General features: G+C 62.4%; 13 protein-coding genes. 8 read left to right on the forward strand and 5 right to left on the reverse strand.

Going from position 1 to position 17,301, the window contains the following annotated elements; all coding sequences use genetic code 11:
• The first annotated feature begins 15 nt into the window (after positions 1 to 15).
• From ABDV69_RS13200 to ABDV69_RS13215, 4 genes are all read left to right on the forward strand, one after another.
• Positions 16 to 5,409 carry an amino acid adenylation domain-containing protein gene (locus ABDV69_RS13200; RefSeq protein ID WP_343575069.1) on the forward strand — a complete coding sequence of 1,798 codons (5,394 nt, stop codon included), beginning with the start codon at positions 16 to 18 and terminating at the stop codon, positions 5,407 to 5,409.
• Positions 5,406 to 6,413 carry a UbiA family prenyltransferase gene (locus ABDV69_RS13205; RefSeq protein ID WP_343575020.1) on the forward strand — a complete coding sequence of 336 codons (1,008 nt, stop codon included), beginning with the start codon at positions 5,406 to 5,408 and terminating at the stop codon, positions 6,411 to 6,413. Before ABDV69_RS13200 ends, ABDV69_RS13205 begins: the two co-directional genes overlap by 4 nt.
• Before the next feature lie 512 nt (positions 6,414 to 6,925).
• A complete protein-coding gene (locus ABDV69_RS13210; protein ID WP_343575021.1) occupies positions 6,926 to 7,861 on the forward strand; it encodes a DUF92 domain-containing protein in 936 nt (311 codons plus the stop codon).
• Between the two features lie 131 nt (positions 7,862 to 7,992).
• Positions 7,993 to 8,802 (forward strand): prenyltransferase, encoded by an 810-nt coding sequence (locus tag ABDV69_RS13215; RefSeq protein ID WP_343575071.1) that lies wholly within the window; start codon positions 7,993 to 7,995, stop codon positions 8,800 to 8,802.
• Here ABDV69_RS13215 and ABDV69_RS13220 read toward each other — a convergent pair.
• The 4 genes from ABDV69_RS13220 to ABDV69_RS13235 form a co-directional block, all read right to left on the reverse strand.
• Positions 8,731 to 9,489 carry a class I SAM-dependent methyltransferase gene (locus ABDV69_RS13220; RefSeq protein ID WP_343575022.1) on the reverse strand — a complete coding sequence of 253 codons (759 nt, stop codon included), beginning with the start codon at positions 9,487 to 9,489 and terminating at the stop codon, positions 8,731 to 8,733. The two genes, ABDV69_RS13215 and ABDV69_RS13220, sit on opposite strands and share 72 nt — an antisense overlap.
• 35 nt (positions 9,490 to 9,524) lie before the next feature.
• On the reverse strand, positions 9,525 to 9,971 hold the full coding sequence (locus ABDV69_RS13225; RefSeq protein WP_343575073.1) for an acyl-CoA thioesterase: 447 nt from the start codon (positions 9,969 to 9,971) through the stop codon (positions 9,525 to 9,527).
• A 130-nt stretch (positions 9,972 to 10,101) separates the two neighbouring features.
• Positions 10,102 to 10,761 (reverse strand): VC0807 family protein, encoded by a 660-nt coding sequence (locus ABDV69_RS13230; RefSeq protein ID WP_343575024.1) that lies wholly within the window; start codon positions 10,759 to 10,761, stop codon positions 10,102 to 10,104.
• 59 nt (positions 10,762 to 10,820) lie between these two features.
• Positions 10,821 to 11,888, reverse strand: coding sequence for a ParB/RepB/Spo0J family partition protein (locus ABDV69_RS13235; RefSeq protein WP_343575026.1), 1,068 nt, complete (start codon positions 11,886 to 11,888; stop codon positions 10,821 to 10,823).
• 454 nt (positions 11,889 to 12,342) lie between these two features.
• Here ABDV69_RS13235 and ABDV69_RS13240 point away from each other — a divergent pair, with 454 nt between their 5' ends.
• Both ABDV69_RS13240 and ABDV69_RS13245 read left to right on the forward strand, forming a co-directional pair.
• A complete protein-coding gene (locus tag ABDV69_RS13240; protein ID WP_343575027.1) occupies positions 12,343 to 12,762 on the forward strand; it encodes a MarR family transcriptional regulator in 420 nt (139 codons plus the stop codon).
• A gap of 74 nt (positions 12,763 to 12,836) precedes the next feature.
• Entirely contained in the window at positions 12,837 to 13,355 is a 519-nt protein-coding gene (locus ABDV69_RS13245) for an STAS/SEC14 domain-containing protein (RefSeq protein ID WP_343575029.1), read from the forward strand.
• Between the two features lie 7 nt (positions 13,356 to 13,362).
• On the opposite strand, the gene ABDV69_RS13250 is transcribed toward ABDV69_RS13245, so the two are convergent.
• Positions 13,363 to 14,118, reverse strand: coding sequence for a hypothetical protein (locus tag ABDV69_RS13250; protein WP_343575030.1), 756 nt, complete (start codon positions 14,116 to 14,118; stop codon positions 13,363 to 13,365).
• Between the two features lie 272 nt (positions 14,119 to 14,390).
• Between ABDV69_RS13250 and ABDV69_RS13255 the strand changes: the two genes are divergently transcribed.
• Positions 14,391 to 15,761 (forward strand): cytochrome P450, encoded by a 1,371-nt coding sequence (locus tag ABDV69_RS13255; protein WP_343575032.1) that lies wholly within the window; start codon positions 14,391 to 14,393, stop codon positions 15,759 to 15,761.
• 157 nt (positions 15,762 to 15,918) lie between these two features.
• On the forward strand, positions 15,919 to 16,731 hold the full coding sequence (locus ABDV69_RS13260; RefSeq protein WP_343575034.1) for a phthiotriol/phenolphthiotriol dimycocerosates methyltransferase: 813 nt from the start codon (positions 15,919 to 15,921) through the stop codon (positions 16,729 to 16,731).
• Positions 16,732 to 17,301 lie beyond the last annotated feature (570 nt).

Consider the following 17,301-nt stretch of genomic DNA (forward strand, 5'->3'; position numbering starts at 1 on the left):
GCCTGGGCCGACGAGCTGCGAGAACTCATCGCTCACGCGGTGGGCGCCACACCCACAGAGGTTTCGGTTGATACACCGGTCAATCGCCTGGGTGTGAATTCAGTTCGTGCGGTGGAGATAACAGACGCACTGGCCGCCCGACGCGGGATCGATGTGCCGTTGCGTGAGTTCCTCGGTGGACTCAGTATGCGAGAACTGGCACACAGGCTGGCGGGCGGATCTGGGCCGGGCGACGACGTCGACACGGACGCGCGCGACGGCGACCCGGACGACGGGGGCACCTTCGAGCTGACTGACCTTCAGCAAGCCTATGTGGCCGGACGCAACGAACTATTCGAGCTCGGCGGAGTCGGGGCCCATGTCTACGCCGAAGTCGACTCTGCAGGATTGGATCTCGGTAGGCTCGAAGCGGCCTGGCGGGTGCTCATCGATCAGCACGATGCGCTCCGAACGACAGTTTCCGCGCGCGGATTTCAGTACATCGACGCAAGTAGTCCGACGTGGTCGCTTCCGATTACCGATCTCCGCGGACATCCGCAGGATCTCGCCGAGTCGATCCTCCGCGCCGCACGAGAAGATTTGTCACACCAAGTCTTTCCCCTCGACCGCTGGCCGATGTTCGAACTGCGTGTGCACCGGCTCGATGGCGATCGCCAACGCATCCACCTCAGTGCCGACCTGTTGACGTTCGATGCGGCGTCGTTGCTTGAGCTGGTCGACCAGTGGAGGCGCCTCTACCAAGACCCCACCGCTGAGATACATGCAGATCACGGTTACCGGCAGCGTATCGAAAAGGTTTCGGCCACCAAACAATCGCACCGGTATCACCGAGCCCTTTTCTACTGGCGGGAGCGGGCCCCGCTGTTGCCCAACGCACCTCGGCTTCCCAGATCAGTCACTCGTGAGCTGGCCGCACCGCGCTACACCCGATTCAGCGGGGGGTTGCGCGAACGCGACTGGACGAGCTTCTGCGCGCGTGCAACACAATTCGGGTTAACCCCGTCGGTAGCGCTGCTGGCCGCCTACTGCGAAGTGCTGGCGACGTGGTCCGAAGAGCCGCGATTCACGGTCAACGTCACCATGCAGCACGAGGCGAATGCCGCGACGCACCGTGCCATCGGGCCGTCCGCCGATTTCATGCTGACCGGTGTCGACTGGTCGGCGCGTTCGTCATTTCTGGCCCGCGCCGAAGATCTGCGCCAACAGGTGCTCACCGATCTGGACCACCGCGAGCTCGGTGGAGTCGGCATCTTGCGCGAGTTCGCCCGGGCCAACGGCTATGTGGCCACTGCCGCCAAGGCCCCGGTGGTTTTCACGCCAGTGCTGCGTGACCTCGGCGTCTTCGACTGGTTGGGGGCACCCGCGGCCGGCGCCTCGCAGACGCCGCAAGTGGCCCTGGACAACCAGTCCTTCCTGCGGGGTGGCGCGTTGGCGTTCCAGTGGGATGTTGTCGAGCAGTTGTTCGCACCGGGCGTGATCGTCGACATGTTCGCCGCATACCAGCGACTTCTCGAGAAGCTGGCGACCGACGAAGCCGCCTGGACCAATACGGCTGCGTTGCAACTCGTTCCCGTCGAGCAGCTACGCATGCGCGCCCAGATCAACGACACGGCGACACCGATACTGGCGATGCGTCTGGAAGAACTGTTCACCCAACAGTGTCGACGAGACCCCGATCGAGTTGCGCTGGTGCATGGCGGTACCGCCTGGACCTACGCCGAGCTCAACGCCAAAGCCGCCGCGCTGGCCAGCTGGCTGCAGTCAGAGAACGTGCAGCCAGACGAGCTGATCGCGATCGTCGCCGAAAAGGGCTGCGAACAAACGGTTGCTGTACTCGCGACGCTCATGGCCGGGGCCGCCTATGTGCCGCTGCCGGCGGACCTCCCGGCGGCACGGCTGTCGTCACTGATCGCCGACGCCCGGGTGCGGATAGTGCTGACCCAGGCGCGGTTGTTCGACCGCACCACCTGGCCCGATCAGATTCGGGTTGTGGCGATCGACGCTCTCGACCTCGCCAGGATGCCGCAGACCGTGTCACCACCAAAGCGGCGACTCGACGACCGTTGCGTGGTGCTGTATACGTCGGGTTCCACGGGGCCGCCCAAAGGCGTTCAGCTGCAACACCACGGCTTGGTGAACGCGATCACGCACACCATCAAGACGTTCGGGATCGGAGCGGACGATCGGTCGCTGGCCGTGACTGATCTCCACCATGACATGTCGGTGTTCGATATCTTCGGCGTGCTGGCCGTCGGCGGCGCGCTCGTGACCGTGCCACACCAGCTTCGCCGCGACCCAGCCGCGTGGCTGGAGCTCGTTGCCGATCAACGCGTCTCGATATGGAATTCCGTTCCGGCCAGCGTTCAGATGCTTCTCGACCGCGCGGAAGCCACCGACACCGTGGTCCCGCCGTCATTGCGGCTGATTCTGCTGGGTGGCGATTGGATCCCTGTCGACCTTCCGGGCCGCATTCGTGCCCGCGGGTCAGAGGCGGAGATCGTCAGCGTCGGCGGCCCCACCGAGACGAGCCTGTGGAATATCGCCCACCGGGTCGACGTCACACATCTCGATGGGACGTCGATTCCGTACGGAAGACCGATCGCGAACACCCGTTACTACGTTCTCGATGACGCACTGAACGAACGCCCGGATTGGGTGACCGGGGAGCTGTGCAGTTCGGGCATCGGCACATCGCCGGGTTATCTTAACGATCCCGAACTCAGCGCTGAGAAGTTTGTTCGTCACCCCCGGACCGGCGAAACTATCTGCAGAACAGGAGATTACGGGCGCTGGAACCCTGATGGCTATATCGAATTCATCGGGCGTCGTGATGGTCAGGTGCAGATCGACGGCCGCCGCGTTGAACTGCGCGAAATCGAAACCGTACTCGCACAACACCGTGACATTCAGTCCTGCGTTGTCACCGCGCATCCCCATGCCCACGGACGACGTCGCCTCGTTGCACATGTTGTCGCCACCGAAGGTGGTGGCGATTCCAACGTTTTGGCGGCCTATCTCAGCCAGCAGCTACCGGAACACATGCGACCCGGAGTCTTTCGCTTCCTCGATGCCATCCCTACGACACGTAACGGAAAGCAGGATCGGCAGGCCCTCGAAGCCGACGCCGAGCGGGCCGACAGGCCGTCTGCGCCGCCGACAGCGGCTCCCCGTGAAGGTTCCATTGCCGCGATCGTCGCCGAGGTCCTGGGCGTCGACGAGATTCCCGCTCATGCGACTCTGAGCGAACTCGGCGTGGGCTCACTGCAGATGGTGCGTATCGCCGCTGCGATCGAAGACACCCTTGGCCTGCGCCCCGACATCGAGCAGCTGTTCACTGCCGCCTCGATCGAGGAACTCGGCGCGACGCTCACCGAGCGCGCCGGGCCGTCATCCGATCACGGCGAAACCGGTGGCCGATCCGGCGTACACAGTGCATCGCAACCGCTGGCCGCCTACGACATCATCGCCGACCCTGAGGCTCGCCAGCGGTTCCGCGAACAGCGCCGAGGGCTGCGTCAGGATTATCCGGCAGACCCGCAGGCCGTCTCATTCCCCCTCACGCGCCAGGCCGACGCCGACGGCGAACGTAGCAGCTGTCGAGAATTCATCGGCGACGCGGTTAACCAAAGTGAGCTAGGGCAACTACTTTCGGCACTTCGCGACCTCGACACCACCGGCCATCACCGGCGGCACCGCTACGGATCTGGCGGGGGCACCTACAGCGTGCAGATCTACCTCCACATCAAACCGGGCCGTGTCGAAGACCTGACCGCAGGCTGCTATTACTACGACCCGTCCCGGCACTCGCTGATTTCACTGAGCAGTGAGAGCGATCGATTCACCGACGAGCTGCACTGGTGGTGGAATCGGGCGCTCTTCCGGGACTGCGCGTTCTCGCTTTTTCTCGTCGCCCAACTCGACGCGATCGGGCCGCTCTACGGCCAGCAGAGCATGCACTTCGCCACGCTGGAGGCCGGGCTGATCACCCAGCTCCTTGAAACGACCGCGATCAGCACCGGAATTGGGTTGTGCCAGATCGGACAGCTCGAGTTCGCTGAGGTCAGACAACACTTCCTACTCAGCGACAGCCATGTCTTACTGCACTCGCTCGTCGGCGGGGTGCGAGCGCCCCACGTCGGCGAGCCGGCGTCAGTAGAAAGTGACCCCACTCGGGCGGCTGAGGGCCTCGACGACGCGCTCGCTCGTCCCGGCAGCTGCGTCAACGTCGAGACCCTTGCGGCGAAAGCCACACTGGACCAGGCGATCCGGCGTGATCCAGCGGCAACCGCGATCGCGCCCCAGCCGCAGTGGCAGCTCTTGACGGGCGCCACCGGGTTCCTGGGCGGGTTTATCTTGCGCGAGCTCCTGGCCCGGGGTCAGGAAGTGGTGTGCCTGGTGCGGGCACCCGACGAGAAGACTGCTCGTATGCGGTTGCAGCGCAACGCAGATCGGCTGGGCATCGACTGGAGCACTGGACGCGACGCGATCACCGCGCTGCCCGGAGACATCGCTCTGCCGCGACTGGGCCTGTCAGAACGACAGTTCGACGAATTGGCCGGCGCCGTCACCGGCATTTACCACTGCGCAGCTCCGGTGAATTGGGTGAAGGCCTACACATCGCTGCAAGATGGCATTGTCGGAGCCCTCCGGGAAATCCTGGGACTGGCTGTACGGCGTCGCACGAAAGTCCTGCACTACGTATCGAGCATGGCGGTCTTTCCGTTCGACGGCCTCAGCAGTTCCGAGGACCACACACTTGACCACAAGCGGCCCCTGCTCGGTGGATACGCGCAAGCCAAATGGGTCGCTGAGCGCATCACCGTCGAAGCGGCGCGGCGAGGACTCCCCATCGCGACGTACCGGCCACCGCTGATCGCGGGACACAGCCGGACAGGTGTTTTCAACGCCGACTCCTACTTCGAGCGCATGATCAAAGGCTGCGTCGAGCTGGGACAGGCGCCTTCTCTGGACGGCGTCATCGACGTGTCACCAGTGGATTACGTGGCCAACGCGCTGGTCACGTTGTCGGAACAATCCGATTCGGTCGGCCAGACCTTCCACCTCAACAATCCCCATCCCATCGCTTTCGTCGATTTCGTGGAGTGGATGGTCAGGCGCGGATATGCCGTCCGCCCAGTGCCATTCACGCAATGGCAGCACGATCTCACCGCTGGTCCGCATTCCCGGTCGAGTGCGCTGACTCCCTTGGAACCGCACCTGCGCCACGCATCGTGGGCGACGATGACGACCGCCGCCCACGACTGCACGCGCACAGTTGGGGCGCTATCGGCGGTATCGGACCTGCGCTGCCCGCCGGTTGGCGACGACTTACTCAACGTGTACTTCAGCGCGTTCGAAACCAGCGGTTACCTGACCCCGAGGAGCCAGGTGTGGAGGAGTCGGCGATGAACACCATTGGTTACTCCTACGTGAAAGCCGCTGAGTTCCCCACTCACGGAGACAGTTTCGGCGGGACGATTGAGCAATGGTACGCAAGTTGGGGCACGCGAGGTCCGCGCGTATCGCGAATCCTGCTCGCACACCTGAGGGTGGCGCGCCCCACGACCCGGCTCTGGCTCGACACGCTCATGCCCATCGCGCTGATCACAGCGCTTACGCATGGTGCCGTACCGCTGCGCGTCGCTGGGCTGACCGCGCTGGCGATGAACCTGCTTCACCTGGCTGCGACACTGCTCAACGACGTTAAAGACGTTGAAACCGATCGCCTTTCCAGCGAAATCCTCAGGCGCCGCCGGCCGATCGCCAGCGGATTGATCAGTCCACGGACCGCTCTCGTCGAAGCGGTGGCCTGCGCGATAGTGGGTCTCGGCGTCACAGTGCTGGTCCGCTGGCAATTGACAGCGGTCACGGTGGTTCTGGCACTGCTGATCACCCAGCACGAGCTACCTCCACTGCGCACACAGAGCAGACCGATCATGTCCCAGATCGCCGGCCTGACGGGCCTTGTGGGCATTGTCACTGCGCTGGTGGCCGCGGCCGGGCAGCTCCCCTCGGGGCCCGTGTACTTCTATCTGCTCTTCGTCATCGTCTATCTGGGCGTGGGGGAGATGCTGGTCAAAGACATCCGCGATTACGACAATGATCGCCAGGGCGGGAAGCTCACCACCGCAGTGAAATACGGGCCGGCGGCGGCGACCGCGGTCGCGTCGATCGCGTACGGCGTTGCCGCGCTGGGCTGGGTATGGTTTGCCGCGTGCGGCCCGGTGGCGGCCTCGCCGGGATGGCTGTATGCCGGAGCGGTCATACTCGTGGCCTGGGTTCTACTGACAGTCATCAGTGCCGTCCAGCTGCGGTCGTCATTCGACAAGGCGATAGCGCGCCGCCTTCATCGCGGTTCTGCACTGGTCTTCAGTCTCACCTGCGTTGCGCTGTTAGCGAGTTACGTCCTGTGATAGATGATTTCGGTAACGACATTGCCGTCGGGATCATTGCGACGGTGTCAGTCTGCCTTGCTCTAACCGGGGGTGGTCGGGCCGCGATTCGGTTCGGCGCGAGCCGGTTCGCGGCTCGCAAGGTATCCCACATGCTGTGCGGGCTTGTTGTCGGGCTGGCCGCGATCAACATTTCGCACCAAGCGGTCGCACTGGGCTTGTTGAGCGCGACGGCAATTGTCCTGGCCATCTCTGTCGAGCTCAAGCTGCTGCCCGACGTCCTCGACGGGGCGCGAGGGCGTGACTACGGTCTCGTTGGATTCGCCACCGGCGTGCTCGCAGCGGTGGCCGCATTCTGGCCAGACCGGGCCGCGATCTCGGCGGGTGTCTTCGTCCTGGGTTTAGCGGATCCGTTGGCCGCCCTCATCGGTAGCAGGTGGGGACGCCACCGGGTCGCCGTCGGTGCTACCGCTCGTTCATTGGAGGGATCCGCTGTCTTCAGTGTGACTGCGTGCGCCATCTCGATGATTGTCATGGTGTTCGGCTACCGAGTGGATTGGTCGACGAGCGTTGCTGTCGCCGTCTTTGTTGCTCTGACGACCGCGGCGATCGAGTTGTTGGTAGCTCCGGCCGTCGACAATCTGCTGATCACGCCGTGGGTGGCGCTGCTTATCCATCTCGGTCGCGATCTGTCCGGCGTCGATGCGCATCGATGGGGGTTAGCAGCCGCTCTGGCATTCGGGCTCGTGCCCGTGATAGTGCGGTTGCGTTGGCTCGACCTTCCGGGATCGATTGGCGCAGCGCTAGTTATGGCTTCAGCGATCGGACTCGGCGGGTGGGTGTGGGCGGTTCCAGTGAGTACCTTTTTCATTCTCACGAGCCTGCTCACCGCGTGGCGTCGCGTGCGGCGTGTCGAAAGCATGCGCGGACTCAGTCAGGTCATGGTCAACGGAATCCTCCCGGTCATGGTGCCCCTCGTCGGCTTCGCGATGAATCGTCATCAGGTGTGGTTCTTCGTGTACATCGGTGGAATCGCGGCGTCGACCGCGGACTCGTGGGCGTCAGAGATCGGCCGGTTCTCGCGTAGATCGCCTGTCTCGCTGCGGAGTTGGCGGCGGGTCCCGGGCGGGACCTCGGGAGCTGTGTCGGCGCTGGGGCTTCTGGCGACCTGGGCAGGCGGGCTGGTTATCGGAATTGTCGGCACGATGACCGGCAATGCGGTGATGGTCGTTGTCGGCATGGTGGCCGGAGTCGCCGGCTCGCTGTTGGATTCGGTGATCGGCGCCACGCTGCAGGCCCGCTTCCGTTGTCAGACGTGTGGCGCTGCACTGGAGGAGCCCCACCATTGCGGCAGCCCGGCGGAACTCTCCTCAGGTGTGAGCTGGATGGATAACGACGTTGTCAACCTATTAGCCAACGCGACGGGAATGGCCGTGGCATTACTGGTTTTTGGACTGGAGTCGCTATGAAAATACAAGAATCGTCTGCTGCGCTTGCAACCGGGTCGCGGGGTCATAGCCGGGCAGCCCGTGTCGCTCGCACGATCGATGCGCTGCGGATGAGGACGCGGGTTTGGTACGACATCGTGGCTCCACTGGCGATGCTTGCTGTCATGGCGGGCCCGTCCCTGCCGTGGCATCGGATCATCCTGGTCGTGCTGGCCCTCACCCTGTTTCATGGCGGTCAAACACTGTTCAACGATGTGGCTGATGTTGCCGTAGACCGTGCAAGCACCGAGCGCTCCCGCCAAGATCGCGCACTCGTGGTTGGGGCGTTGTCGCGCAATGAGCTGGTTGTGGTGGGCACCATACTGGTGGGTGCAGCGGGCGCCGTGTCGTTGTTGCTTCCTTGGACCAACAGAATTGTCTTTCTTATCGCGCTCCCTGTGGTGCTCTCCTACAACTTCAAGCCAGTCGGGCTTTCGGGCCGTCCCCTGGCCACCCAAGTGTTCTGGCCCGTCACGTGGGTCCTCATGTATGCGTACTGCGCCGGCGGACTCGACTTCGACGGATGGCGGCGTGGGCTGCCATACCTGGCTTTCACCATCGTGTTCATGGGTCTCGGCGAGGGCCTGTGCCAGGATGTTCGCGACGTCGACAACGATGAAAAGGGTGGCCGGAGAACCACTCCGGTGCGGTTCGGTGCGTCGCGAACGTCAACATGGGCGCTGCTCGCATTCGTGGCATCGATCGGGCCGTGGGCCTGGCACGTGTGGCGCAGCGGCATGCCGCCGGCGATCGCGGCGGCCGGATTCGCATGCCTGGGTGCCTGGGCGGTGGTGGCGTGGCTGAGCGTTCGCCGCTTGCACGTCAGCTACACCAAGAAAGACGGCAAGCTGCTACACGGCGGATCCATCATCACGTTCACCGCGATCAATGCCATCACCCTCATCGCCGCCGTTCTCCGATGACTGGCGAGGTCGCGCGCGTAGCACAGCGCGGGTGAGGATCTGGCCGTAGCGGATATCCTCGACGACGAGGCCTGCCTGTTCAGCGTGTGCAGCCAAACGAGGGCTGATGGCTGTCCTGCTCCACAACTCGGGGTCCAATCCACCGCCACCGGTGCGAGTGATCATGCGAAACAACGAGATCGAGGTGCGGAAGAAACGCTCCACCAGCGTCGACATCCGAGATCCTTTGGCGCGCAAAATTAGCAGCAGCTTGGCTTCGGGTTTCAGTAGCCGACGCAACTCGCTCAGCGCCGGGACGGGGTCCGGCATCGTATCGAGCACGCCGCTGCAGAGGATCGCATCGAAGCTACCGCTGCAGAACGGTGCGGCGGTGACATCGCCCTGGACGACCGGCACCGCCAAGTCCTCGGGGATGTATTGCTTGATCCGGGAGACGTAGGCATGGGAGAAGTCCATCGCTACGACGCTGCTGCGTGGTAGCGAACGTGCGATGTGGCGCGACCAGTAACCAGATCCGGCGCCCGCATCCAGAATGCGCGAGCTGTCGCGCAGGGCCTTGGTCAGCCAAACATGAACGTGGGGAAAGCCGACACGCCAAATGACGTGGAATGTCGCCGTGTACAGACCCGCGGTCGACTCGTAAAGCTCTCGACGCCGACGGCTTACGTCGGTATCCAAGCTAGTCATCGGTCAGCAATTTTTTGGGCAGGCAGGCAATTTCGTCACTGTTGATGCGCTGCCAGACCTAGCCTTTCGGGAAGCTCGGTTACCGCGCGCAGCCGGCCGGCCGGGTCTGGGATCATGCGTCGCTTCGCTAAGTCCATGATCGCACCGAGACTGTTGACTTCGGCCACCAATGTGCCGTCAGGCTGCCGGATCTCTTGCAAGAGCCGGTACGTTCTGCCCGAACCCCACTCGAACTCGCAGCCGACGTCAACCTCGTCGCCCAGCCGCAACTCGCGATGAAACCGGGTAGTGACCTCCAGGTCGATCGGACCCAACCCCTGGGCGGCCAATTCGCCGATCTTAGCTCCGGCATCCCGAAGGCAGGCCATGCTCGCGAAGTGTGCCCACTGTTGGTACACCAGCGCGCTCACGTGCCCTTGCGCATCGATCTCATAGTCGCGCACTGAAATTCGGACTTGATAAGGCTCTACTTCTTCTTCCATCACGCTTCCCGATGTCAGGCGCACAGAACGCGCAGAGTGCAGCTATATGTCATGAGTCGCCGTACCTCGACGGTAAGCATCACGTTAAAGCGTCACTTGGAAATTCGGTAGTGGTGCACCAGCTTGGCCGCTATCGAATATCTGCGCTGGCGTTGTGCGACTTGAGTATTCGGACAGACCACAGCATCAGCGCGGTCAGCACGATTGCGCCCGGGGCCAGCGAGAGAGCCACCGCGATATCAAGCGGCAAAAGGTAAATAAGCGGTAGTCGAAGTATCCCGGCGGCGACCATTCCCAAGCCCCAGAGGTAACTGCTGCGGCGAAACGTGTTCCGGACGGCGAGATCTGCGGCGTACCGCGCGGCCCACCATGCTGCCTGATCGGGCTTCCAGCGCTGATAGAGTCCCAGCGTAAGGGGCTGGCCGGTCAGCAGGCTCGCGAAGAACGCGATCCCGGTCAGCGCCAGACTGATTGAGCTACTCGCCAAGAGTAGCCGCGGATCGGCTGTTAAGCATGCGGCTGTCAGCCCGGTCCCGTATGCGAGAAGCGTTATCGCGCCGGAGGGTGTCACTGTGCGCGAGCGGACGGCTACCCATCCCACCCGGATGGCGGCGAGGGCAGTCGCGGTGACGAGAGCCCACCATGGTGCTAGATGGCTGAGGCGCAGCGCATAGTAAGCGCCCGTGGGGAGCCCGACATCGAGACTGATGCCGAGTACCGGGCGCTCTGTGGTTCGCCGAGCTGGATGTGGTTGCAGCGCTGAAATATTGGGCTCGCTAACACCGTGCACCCGTCTGACGCTGTCGTGCCGAGTAGGGTCGTGTCAACCCGGTCAGGCTTCGGTATCGGTTAGCCAAGTTTTCCGAGGTCGGCGGCAATCTTTGCCCAGTTGGCAGAACAACGGCTCGCTAGTTCGACAAGCTGGTCGACGCAATGCTCAGGCACACATTCGGAGAGCGTTGTGCTGTCGACTGTGTTGACGGCGTGCCCGTGAAGCCAGCGCAGCAGGCCACGACCGGCGGCGTTCATCCTGAGCGCCGGATCCTTGGACAGCGAAACGAGAACCGGCGTGACATCGGCCGCCAGGAAATTGCCGATGACGATGCGGGTCTTACTACCTTTGTGGTCAGACTTCGGCATCTCTGGCGTGTCGGACAGGACCGGGTCGAGTCCGCGTTGCAACCGGTCACGAACGTCACGGACCGTGCCCGGCGAGATGCCGGCCTGGGCCGCGACCTCACGTAAGGATGCGTGGGGACGTGCATGCAGAATTTCGGCTGCAACCCGTCGCCCAGCGGTCGCACTCAATGGTCGTAGCCGCCCATCCTTACCAAGACGAGTGTTCAACTGCGGACTTTCACCGGCTGCACAGCGCATCGCGCGAACCGTTTTTGCAGACAGACCGACCGCAGAGGCGATAGCCCGGTTGGACCAATCTGGGTGGGTCTGCAGGATTCGTTCCGCGGCGGCACGCCGATCGGTCAGCGGCAGGGGCAAGCCGTGGGTCACGTTGGCGTTGACCGCAATGATGAACGCCGTCTCCAATGATTCGTCGATCAAACGCCCGCTGATCGTATCCACGCCGCTCGCGAGGGCGGCGGCAACGCGGTGAAAGCCGTCGACAATCCTCATCGTTTGGCGGTGGACGATGATCGGGGGAAGCGGTCCCTCAGATTCCAGGAGCCGCTGGACGTGAGCCGGATCCACTCCAGCCATGCGTGGCGAGCCGACGCTGACAAGTGCGGAAAGCGCAATCGGCTCAATTGGATACTTCGAGAGCCGGGTTCCGCTCAGAAGATCGCTGCTCGCCGGCGACGCGTCTGCACTGGGCGCCGTGCCTTGTGCGAGCCCGGCTGTTGTCACGGGTAGGAACGTGCGCAGCATCCTATCGGCCTTCTCATCGCTGACGTATTCCACTGTGAACAGGCTCCTGTGGGCGTGTGGCTCGACGTAAATCAACGAACCGGATGTGGACTCGCCGCAGAACAGCGGCTGGGGGAGTGCCGTCGGTAATTGCTATCTCCAGCACGTGGGCCTGGGTGGCATCGTTTCTGAACCTGCCACGCCCAATAAAGGGTGCATAAATACATGACGTGCGTCTTAACATGTCCTGCCAATATGCACGTATTATATGTGACGTAACGTCGCTCGGGAAGGGTCCACCAAGGCCAATCGGAGGCTTGGAGGCGCGGCGAAGATTGAGAACATTGGGAGACTGAGGCGGGAGCGGGCCGCGCGGTACGGTGACGAAATGCGTCGAAGCCACGACAGTGCGGTGCCGGCGAGTGGCACCAGGCTGCCACTCGCGTCGAGCGGCGATCCTCACGCAACTACCGGCCTAGTCGATGAACTCGAGCAGGCTACCCAGGGATTGCTGGCCCTCAACATCGAGGTGCTCAACGAAGTTGAGACAACTGTTGGTCTGACAGCGCTGCGCGCACTCAAGTCGCTGGAACGGCACGGGCCTCAGCAGGTGAGTGAACTTGGCAAAGACCTCACCTTGAACTCCTCAACGGCAAGTCGGTTGAGTGACCGATTGGCCGGCGCTGGATACATCACGCGGCGAGTCTCGCCGACAAATCGGCGTGCGACGCTCCTGGAGCTGACGGCTGAGGGCCAACGTGTCCTCGACAAACTCGTCAGCTTGCGGATTCAAGCTTTCCAATCGGTGGTTCATCGGATGACTCCTGAGGACATCGACGCGTTGATCCGTGGGGCCCGGGCGTTTACCGAAATAGAACGCGCACCTGCCGAATCGGTGAGCGAGCACTCCTCCATCCTCGAGCAATAACAGAGGCGCACGCGGCTGTCGTCAGATGGCTACCGTCCGGATACAGTGGGAATGATTAGAGCGATTATGCGGCCTTGGATTTCGGCGGGAGATATCGGATCATGTTGAGGCGATCTTCATTCACGCCCGACACGGTGCAAGGCCTCGAAGCGTTCGGCACTGTGACAGCGCGTGACTACGCGGACGTTTTCGTGCCCTTGATCAGAGAAACGCACCAACGTGACCATAGGTTGCGGCTGCTCTATCAGTTCGGACCCGACTTCCACCGCCTCACCGTCGGTGCCCTCTGGGCGGATGGGCGAGCGGGTTTCGCTTATGCGCCGTTGCTCGATGGATGCGCAATCGTCAGTGACATCAAATGGATCCGTGAGCCGAGTCGTCAACTCGGTGCCTGGATGCCGTGCCCGGTGCGCGTGTACGGCAACGATGAGCGCGATGAGGCCGGATCCTGGCTCGCGTCGCTGCCGAGCATGGACACTGCGTCGGCACCCCAGTTGGCAAAGGCGTATCTTGGGGGAAGCGTGGCGGCCGCCGCTAGTGTCGGAAAGCTCATTCTGTCAGGCGATGTCAAAATTGCCGGTCGGCATCGCTGAGCGACGGTCACACGTGGGCATCATCCACGACGTGTTCCCGCACAGCCTGATCGGTCAGCGCCCGTAGCTGCGGAGCGGAGGCCCGCCACAACCGGATGCCGACGAACGCAAGCCAAGGAACAGCAGCCAGTAGGCCGGCCGCCACAGCGAGGTCCAACGACGTCATCCATGCGAATGTCAAACTCACCATTATCAATTCATTCGCCCCGGCCAGCACAAAGCCAAGCGCGGCGCCCACCGTCGGCAACTGTCGGTTGCGTAGCATCGCGATGTTGACCACCAATATCCACGCGCCGACCGCACCGCACGCGAACCAGGCGTAATAGTCCAGTGTCAATCGCGTGGCTCCAATTGCTGCTCGGGTAGCGGCATCTCCGTGCATCCAGGCTTCGGCGCGGAGCTTGTGGAGAGCGCTACCTTTCAAGCTGTCCACGCTCATTATGAGGAAGCCAAAGAGGGCGAGCACCGACGTGTAGAGGATCCAGCCTTCGTTTCGATTGCGGCGGCTGAAACCGCTCACCGACACGACAACCGCGACACCCACAATGCCCAACACGCCAAACTCCCAGTCCAAAAGTAAGGCTGCACTGGGGTTTTTCAGCAGGGCGGGGTAGTAGGCAGCCGGATCGCCGGTCCCGACTACCTTGACATTCTTGGGTAAGAACGCGTACGACACAGCGATCACGGCGTAGAGCGCCGCCATTAGCATCGCAGCGAATGCTCCGAGCCGAAACAACCCGTGCGGACGTGCTGCGGTGGTCATGCAAGCCTCCTGCATATCAACGATGGCGACTTCTCCCGCGTGGAATGCGCGGGTCATCTGAGATGCGTGTCTACTCCGAGTTGTCGCGTATTTCTAGGCTGCGCAGATACTTTGGGTTAAATCCTGCTGCGACAACCAGGTGCACGTGGACGGCGCTCTCGTGCAACCATCGACTTTCCGCACTTGAACAGACGGGTAAACACTCATCTGGTCAACGTCGATGCATTTGGTTAACGTTGCCGACGATCAGCTAAACCTGTGGGAGAGACGATATGGTTCTGGCAACCATGGACCCAGTACGGTTGCCGCCCGCCCCGCCAATCCCAAAGCTCTTGCAAGGAGTAGGTTTTCTCAGCCCCGACACGTCCCTGGCTAAGATGGCTCGCCGGTATGGCCCCGCCTTCACCCTCAACCTGCCGATCTTCGACAGGGTCGTGGTGCTCAGCGATCCGGACCTGATTCAGCAATTGCTCACTGCCGGCGATGATGTCGTCGGCCTTGCCGGGGTATTTGGTGAGATATTTGGTCCCGGTTCGACGTTCAGCCTCCATGGGCCTCCGCATCGTGCGCGCCGCAAGCTGCTCGCCCCGCCCTTTCACGGCAAGACGGTCCGGAGCCACGAGGTGATCATCGAGGAAGAGGTATTGCGCGAGACCGCGTCCTGGCCAGAAGGTAGGCAGTTCAAAACGTTGCCGTCAATGCTGCGTATCACGCTTAACGCGATTCTGCGCGCGGTGTTTGGAGCCGAGGGAGAGGCGCTAGGAGAACTCCGGGAACTGCTGCCGCCGATGATGAGGCTCGGCGTACGGATCGCCATGGTGCCATGCGCGCGTCGCGACATCGGCGCCTGGAGTCCGGGTGCGAAATTGATCCGACAACGTGCCCATTACGACGCGCTCGTCCGGCGGCTGATCGCCGACGTCCGCAATGATCCGGACTTGGACCGTCGCACCGATGTGCTATCGCTGATGCTGCGGGCACGGTATGACGATGGCACGGTCATCTCAGTCGACCATATCGCTGATGAGCTACTGACGCTGCTTGCCGTAGGACACGAAACTACAGGGACGGCCCTGTCATGGGCGGTCGAGCGGCTGCGGCGGCAGCCGCAACTGCTTGATCGGTTGACGGCAGAAGCTGACGCAGGCGGGTCGGAGCTGCGGCAAGCCTCCATAGCCGAAGTGCTGCGCACCCGTCCCGTTATCACCACCACCTCACGCAGGGTTCTACGGCGAATTAGACTGGGTGAGTGGGTTATTCCCGAGGGTTATCGCGTAGTATCGGGTATTTCGCTGGTGCACGACTCCGAGCGATGCTTTCCTGATGCGGCTGCTTTCAATCCTGACCGGTTCGTAGGTAGCGCTCCGGACACCCACATCTGGATTCCCTACGGGGGCGGTATCCGCCGTTGCATTGGCGCGGCTTTCGCCAACATGGAGTTAGATGTCACGCTCCGCACGCTGCTGAACGAATTCAAGTTTGTCGCCACACATGCCGCCGGCGAGCGATCACATTTCACCGGGGTCGCGACCGCACCGGCTGGCGGCGGCCGTGCCGTCGTATATCGACGCGCGACGCGACCGACGGGGAAGACGGCTGATCACCAATGGATTTCGCAGAGGGACGCCGACGTCCCCTGTTGAGGCCGTCGCGCTGCCACCGCCACGTTGAAGACTCCGCGACCGCTTTTCCGCACAACTCTGCGCTGCCGACGTTGTTGTTGAGTCGATCGGAATACGCTCTGTCTCATAGGTGTTGGACAGTGTTCCGAAACATCGGACCCGCTGGCATACTCGCGGCATGTCTGTCACTCAAAGCGAACGGGTAAACCGCGTCGGCCGCAGGCGGCTCTACAAGAAGGTGGTCAGCAAGTACTGGTACCCCTACATCACCCGTCGCCTGACCGACGAGAATGTCGACTTTCTCAACTACGGCTACGAAGAAGATCCGCGGATGGGCCTGACGCTGACATCCAACGACGAGCCCAACCGGATGGGAATTCAGCTATACCACAGCACCGCAATGCAAGCGGATCTCGCTGGCAAGAGGGTGTTGGAGGTCAGCTGTGGGCATGGCGGCGGGGCCTCCTACCTAACGCGCACGATGCGCCCGGCCTCTTATACCGGCCTGGATTTCAACCCGGAAGGCGTCGCGTACTGCCGAAAAAGGCATCACGTACCCGGATTGGACTTTGTACATGGCGATGCCGAGAGCTTGCCATTCCCCGACAACACGTTCGACGCCGTGATCAATGTCGAAGCCTCGCATGCATACCTGCGTTTCGGCCGCTTCCTTGCCGAGGTTGCGCGCGTGCTTCGTCCCGGGGGAAGGTTCCTTTACACCGACATGCGTCGCAGTCAAGAAATTTCAGACTGGGAGGCTGCGACGGCTGAGGCCCCGATGCGGATCCTCGCGACGAGGAACATCAATGCGGAAGTTTTGCGTGGCATGGAGGAAAGCTCGCAGCGATCCGCGGAACTGATCGATCGCCATATCCCCGCATTGCTGCGTCCATTCAGCCGGCTATTCGCCGGTGTCGCGGGCACGGGGGTATACCGCGTCTTGGAACGTGGTGACGCTTCCTACCGAATCTACTGCTTCGCAAAGGATTAAGAGCGCGCTGCACCCCACGAGAGAGCCTGACCGGTCGGTCTCAGCTGGCGTTGACATTGAGCCGATACTACCGCCCCGGTAATCGCTGCAAGGCCACGCGCCGGGGGCATTTGAAAGCGTCGATGGTGCTCATCCCGAACAGTGGTCAAGTGTCTCGGAGTATTGTCATCGGTCATCCGAGTCGCGATGGTGAGGAAATCCTCGCGACAAGACTTATGGGGTATGCGGGAGGTTTGCGGGTCTGGAGGTCATGCAAGAATGGGTAAACCACATCGGGCAGGTATCGGCGTCAGTTGACTCGACTCTCGAACCGGTTGGCGCATCCGACTTCGCGGGGTGGTTGTCGTCCACTCCAGAAGGCTAGTAAGCGAAACATAGATCATAGCAATTATGCATCAAAGTGAATATGCTGTTTGGCCAGGCTTTCGCGAAGCGTCATCGCACGCATCGTGACTCGCTGGCCTCGCATGCTCGACCGAAACGACAGTAGCGCGAGCCGGTACAACAGCAGCCGACATTCAAAAGTTCTGCGCTCATCGCTCCGACGGAGGTCGTAGCCACCTACATATG

Origin of the sequence: Mycobacterium sp., from assembly GCF_039583785.1 — a bacterium.
Taxonomy (GTDB): domain Bacteria; phylum Actinomycetota; class Actinomycetes; order Mycobacteriales; family Mycobacteriaceae; genus Mycobacterium.